This window comes from Clostridium sp., from assembly GCF_051654825.1.
Taxonomy (GTDB): domain Bacteria; phylum Bacillota; class Clostridia; order Clostridiales; family Clostridiaceae; genus Clostridium.
Genome location: NZ_JBOFYU010000237.1, coordinates 1 through 4,807, shown reverse-complemented (window position 1 = coordinate 4,807; position 4,807 = coordinate 1). Strand labels below are relative to the sequence as shown.

5 protein-coding genes are annotated in these 4,807 nt (G+C 26.4%); 3 read left to right on the top strand and 2 right to left on the bottom strand.

The window, feature by feature from the left end:
- The coding region (locus ACRDBA_RS14350) for a response regulator (protein WP_438573613.1) at positions 1 to 417 on the bottom strand (417 nt) is incomplete at its 3' end.
- A gap of 21 nt (positions 418 to 438) precedes the next feature.
- A complete protein-coding gene (locus tag ACRDBA_RS14345; protein ID WP_438573612.1) occupies positions 439 to 1,500 on the bottom strand; it encodes a sensor histidine kinase in 1,062 nt (353 codons plus the stop codon).
- A 246-nt stretch (positions 1,501 to 1,746) separates the two neighbouring features.
- Between ACRDBA_RS14345 and ACRDBA_RS14340 the strand changes: the two genes are divergently transcribed.
- From ACRDBA_RS14340 to ACRDBA_RS14330, 3 genes are all read left to right on the top strand, one after another.
- On the top strand, positions 1,747 to 2,679 hold the full coding sequence (locus ACRDBA_RS14340) for an ATP-binding cassette domain-containing protein (protein WP_438573611.1): 933 nt from the start codon (positions 1,747 to 1,749) through the stop codon (positions 2,677 to 2,679).
- A 10-nt stretch (positions 2,680 to 2,689) separates the two neighbouring features.
- Positions 2,690 to 3,832 (top strand): ABC transporter permease, encoded by a 1,143-nt coding sequence (locus ACRDBA_RS14335; protein WP_438573610.1) that lies wholly within the window; start codon positions 2,690 to 2,692, stop codon positions 3,830 to 3,832.
- A partial coding sequence (locus ACRDBA_RS14330) for an ABC transporter permease (RefSeq protein ID WP_438573609.1) occupies positions 3,819 to 4,807 on the top strand: 989 nt, incomplete at its 3' end. The genes ACRDBA_RS14335 and ACRDBA_RS14330, both read left to right, overlap by 14 nt.

The following is a 4,807-nucleotide window of genomic DNA, read 5'->3' as shown; positions in this document are numbered from 1 at the left end:
TTTAGTATTATTAATAAGTGATGGGATTTTAGATATTATGTCATCTCCAAAAACTCGTTGTCCAGTATAAACTGCTCTTAATGAAGGAACTATACACTCAAAGTCTTGTTTTATTATATAGCCCTTAGCTCCTATTTTTAATGCTTTAACTATATATTCATTATCAGAAAAGGTAGTTAAAAGCAGTATTTTTGCATTATTATATTTACTTATTATTTTTTCAGAAGCATCTAAGCCAGTAAGCCCTTCCATTCTAATGTCCATTAATAAAATATCAGGATTTAATTCTTCAAATAATTTTACAGCTTCATGTCCATTATTCCCAATTCCAACAACAGTAATATCATCTTCTACTTCTAGAATTGTTTTAAGGGAAACGCAAACAAGCTTATCATCATCTACAACTAATACACGCATAAAGTTTATTTAACTCCTTATTTATATTTTGGGAATAGAAATAAAAATTCTAAAACCATTATCAATACTAATATTTACATTACCGCCTAAGGCAGTAACCCTATCTTTTATATTTTTTAAACCTATACCATCTTCGCTAGAGAGGTTAATATGGTGTCCATTATCCTTTATTATTAATTGATATAATGCTGGATGTTCATAAAGTGATACCCAAACCTCAGTAGCATTTGAATGCTTTATTATATTTGATAAAGCTTCTTTAGTAATAGTAATAAAGCAATATTTTATATTTTTTTTAGGGGAAGACTCTAAGTTATATTCTAATTTAACATTACAAAAATTAAAGTTATCTATAAGCTTTTGAATTTCAACATTAAGATTTATAGACTCTTCATGCAAATCATGAACACTACTTCTAATACTATCCATTGCTTCAGAAAGTGTATTTTTAATAAGGGTAAGGTTTTCTCTAGTGCTATCATTTTTATTTACAGCTAAAAGAGCTGCAATTTGTAATATACTTCTTGAAAGAAGATGACCAACATTATCATGTATATCTCTAGCTATTCTATTTCTTTCTCTTAATGTGGCTAAATTAATTTCATAATCCTGTTTTTCTAAAAGTTCTTTATTTTTTTCTTCAAATACCATAGATAGCTCTTTAGACTTATCACTTAAATTATAATAATTTTTCTTTATATCTTCTAAAGCTTTAGTACGAGAAGCTAAAACATAGGAGGCTAAAGAATAAGCAATAATTAAAAATAATGAAGACATAGGAATAACTTCAAAATTAATTAAAATAGGAATAATGAAAAATACACAAGGCCACTTTAATTTATAGAAAAATAAGTCATAAAAAATAAGAGGTGAAAAAAATAATAATTCAGCATTAAAAAAGCTAAGTAAAAGAAAAAAGGTAAAGGAATAAATCAATACCTTTAAATTTTCAGTATAGCTTATTAATGAGGTAAATGTTATGGCTATAAGAACTAATACAACCTTATGATAATTATCTATATAAGGAATATAAGTTATAAAGCACATAATAAAAAGAATAAATTTATCAATTAAAGTATTCATAAAATCAACCTTTATCTTAATTTATTTGGCAATATATACTAATTTTATCATTTGAAGATAAATGTAACAACAATCCTAGTACATTTATTCATATCAATATGAAATAGATAATTTTATAATGTTATATTTGTCATAAGCATTAAGGAGTTTAATCACTTACTAATGAAGGGTTAGTTTAATATAATTTAAGTATAAGATATGTTGAGATTAAAAAATAAAGATTAATAAATTAATTGGAGGAAGGTTATGATTATTAAAGTTGAAAATTTAGTTAAAAGATATGGGGATCTAGTAGCTGTTGACCATTTAAATTTAGAAATACAAGAAGGAGAAGTATTTGGTCTTTTAGGGCCTAATGGTTCAGGAAAAACTACCGCAATTAATTGTATCTTATCTTTACTTAAATATGATAAAGGATCAATTGAGATTTATGGAAAGACTATGAAGCCAGAGGCTTATGATATTAAGAAGGATATTGGTGTAATATTACAAAATGTAGCTGTATTTGAAGAGCTAAATGTATATGAAAATATAGATTATTTCTGTGGGCTTTACATTAAAAATAAAAAAGAAAGAAAAAAGCTTGTAGATGAAGCTATAAACTTTGTTGGACTTTCAGATTACAGAAAGTTTTATCCTAAGAAGTTAAGTGGAGGATTACTTAGAAGGTTAAATATAGCTTGTGGAATATCACATAAACCAAAGTTAATTATTTTAGATGAGCCAACAGTTGCAGTAGATCCACAAAGTAGAAATAATATCCTAGAAGGAATACAAAAGCTTAATAAGCAGGGAGTTACTATAGTTTATACATCTCACTATATGGAAGAGGTAGAGCAAATTTGTACTAGGATTGCAATTATGGATAAAGGAAAGATTATAGCAACAGGAAGTAATGAAGAATTAAAGTCAATGATAAACTGTGGAGAAAAAATAACGGTAGAAGTATTTAATATAGATAGAGAAATTATAAGTGATATTAAAAATTTACCTGGTGTAGCAAGTGTAAATTATAATGATAACTATCTTACAATTAAGTCTAGCAAGGGCAAAAATAACTTAGTCCTTTTAATAGATTATTTAAAAGACAAAAATGTACATGTAGGAAAAATTTATTCAGAACCGCCTACATTAAATGATGTATTTTTAGAAATTACAGGTAAGGAACTGAGAGATTAGGAGGGGTTTTATGTTTTTTCATAATTATAAATATAGGATTAAATGCATAATAAGAGACAAGCAGATGATGTTTTGGAGTTTTTTCTTTCCAGTAATATTAGCAACATTATTTAACTTAGCCTTTACTAATCTTGCTAGTGCTGATAAGTTTTCATCAATAGATATAGCTATAGTTGAAGAGGGAAACTATGATGAAAAAGATAAATTTCTAGAAATAATAAGCTCAGTTTCAGGGGATGTGGATAATGAGAAATTATTTGATATAGATTATAAAAATAAGGATGAAGCAGGAAAGCTTTTAGAAGACGATAAAATTCAGGGATATATATTTTTTGATGATGAAATAAATGTAGTAGTAAAAAAATCAGGTATAAATCAAACGATATTAAAAAGCTTTGTAGAAGAATATGTTCAAACCTCTTCTACAATTAAGAGGATAATAAAAGAAAATCCAGGGGCAATGCAAAAGGATTTAAAGAGTATTTTTGAAAATAAGAACTTTATAGAGGATGTAAGGATTAGTAATGTAGAACCAGATATAACAGCAAATTATTTTTATGCATTAATAGCAATGGCATGTTTTTATGGAAGTTTTTTGGGAGTAAAGGAAGTTTTATTTATACAAGCTAATCAATCAGCAGAAGCAACAAGGGTAAATATGGCACCTACTAATAAGTTAAAGATATTTTTAGCGTCTATGTCAGCAGCAATAACTATTCAGTTTTTAGCAATAATGTTTTTAATGTCATATTTATTATTTATATTAAATGTAAGCTTTGGAGATAGGAGTTTATATATATTTATAACTTGTGTAGTTGGTAGTATTGCAGGAGTAACCTTTGGAACTTTTGTTGGAGCTATAACTAAAAAAAGTGAGGGAACAAAAATAGGTATTTTAGTTGGTATAACAATGGTGCTTTCATTTTTATCTGGATTAATGGTTCATAAAGTAAAGTATATAGTTAATACAAACGCTCCTATTTTAGCATATTTAAATCCTGTAAATTTAATATCAGATTCTTTTTATTCATTATATTTTTATGATACATTAGATAAATTTTATATGAATATGGGATTACTTTGTGGATTTATAATTATTTTTAGTAGTGTTACCTACTTGATTTTAAGGAGGCAAAAATATGCAAGTTTATAAAGCATTTTTTAAAATAATAAAGAAAAACTTATCTCAAATAATGATTTATGTAACAATATTTTTGTTTTTCGCAATATCATTAGGAAACTTAGGGGGAAACCCTACAGAAACAGATTTCAATGAAACAAAGGTAAATGTGGCATTTATAAATGAAGATGAAAATACAGATTTTATAAAGGGATTTGAAGAGTATATAGGTGAAAATTCAAATATAGTAGAAATAGAAGATGAAAGAGAAAAGCTTCAAGATGCTATATATTATCAAACAGTAAGCTATATTATAAGAGTTCCTAAGGGATTTACAGAAATGTTTATAAATCAGGATAAGGATGTAGATCTTGAAATAATAACAGAACCTAATTCAGTAAACAAGGTTTATATGGATAGTGTTGTGAATAAGTATCTAAACACTGTTAAAAAATATATAAGAACTGTGGAAAACTTATCTCAAAGCCAATTAACTAAGTATGTAAGTGAAGATTTAAAAGAAGATGTAAAAGTTCAGCTCACACAAAATAATGATAAGTTTATAAATACAATGAGGTTAAAAAATTATTATAATTATTTATCTTATTCAACCTTTGCAATACTAATATTAGGTATATCATCAGTAATGTTAGTATTTAATAATAAAGATTTAAAAATGAGAAATTACTCTTCGTCACTAAAACTTAGAAGCTTTAATTTTCAAATGATACTTGGAAATATAACCTTTGCAATAGCTGTATGGGTAGTAATGGTGTTAGCAAGTTTTATAATGTGTGGAAAGTATATGTTAACTATGACAGGAGCATTATTCTTATTGAATTCCTTTATATTTACTATAGCTGCATTAAGCATAGGATTTTTAATATCTAATTTAGTAAGTAGTAGAAATGCAATGTCAGCAGCGGCAAATGTTGTTTCACTTGGATGTTGTTTTTTAAGTGGAGTATTTGTACCACAAGAATTATTAGGAGACACAGTGCTTAAGAT

Excerpts from the sequence above, each read along its gene's own strand:
- ACRDBA_RS14345 (WP_438573612.1), bottom strand. The coding sequence starts at position 1,500 with ATGAATACTTTAATTGATAAATTTATTCTTTTTATTATGTGCTTTATA.
- ACRDBA_RS14340 (WP_438573611.1), top strand. The coding sequence starts at position 1,747 with ATGATTATTAAAGTTGAAAATTTAGTTAAAAGATATGGGGATCTAGTA.
- ACRDBA_RS14335 (WP_438573610.1), top strand. The coding sequence starts at position 2,690 with ATGTTTTTTCATAATTATAAATATAGGATTAAATGCATAATAAGAGAC.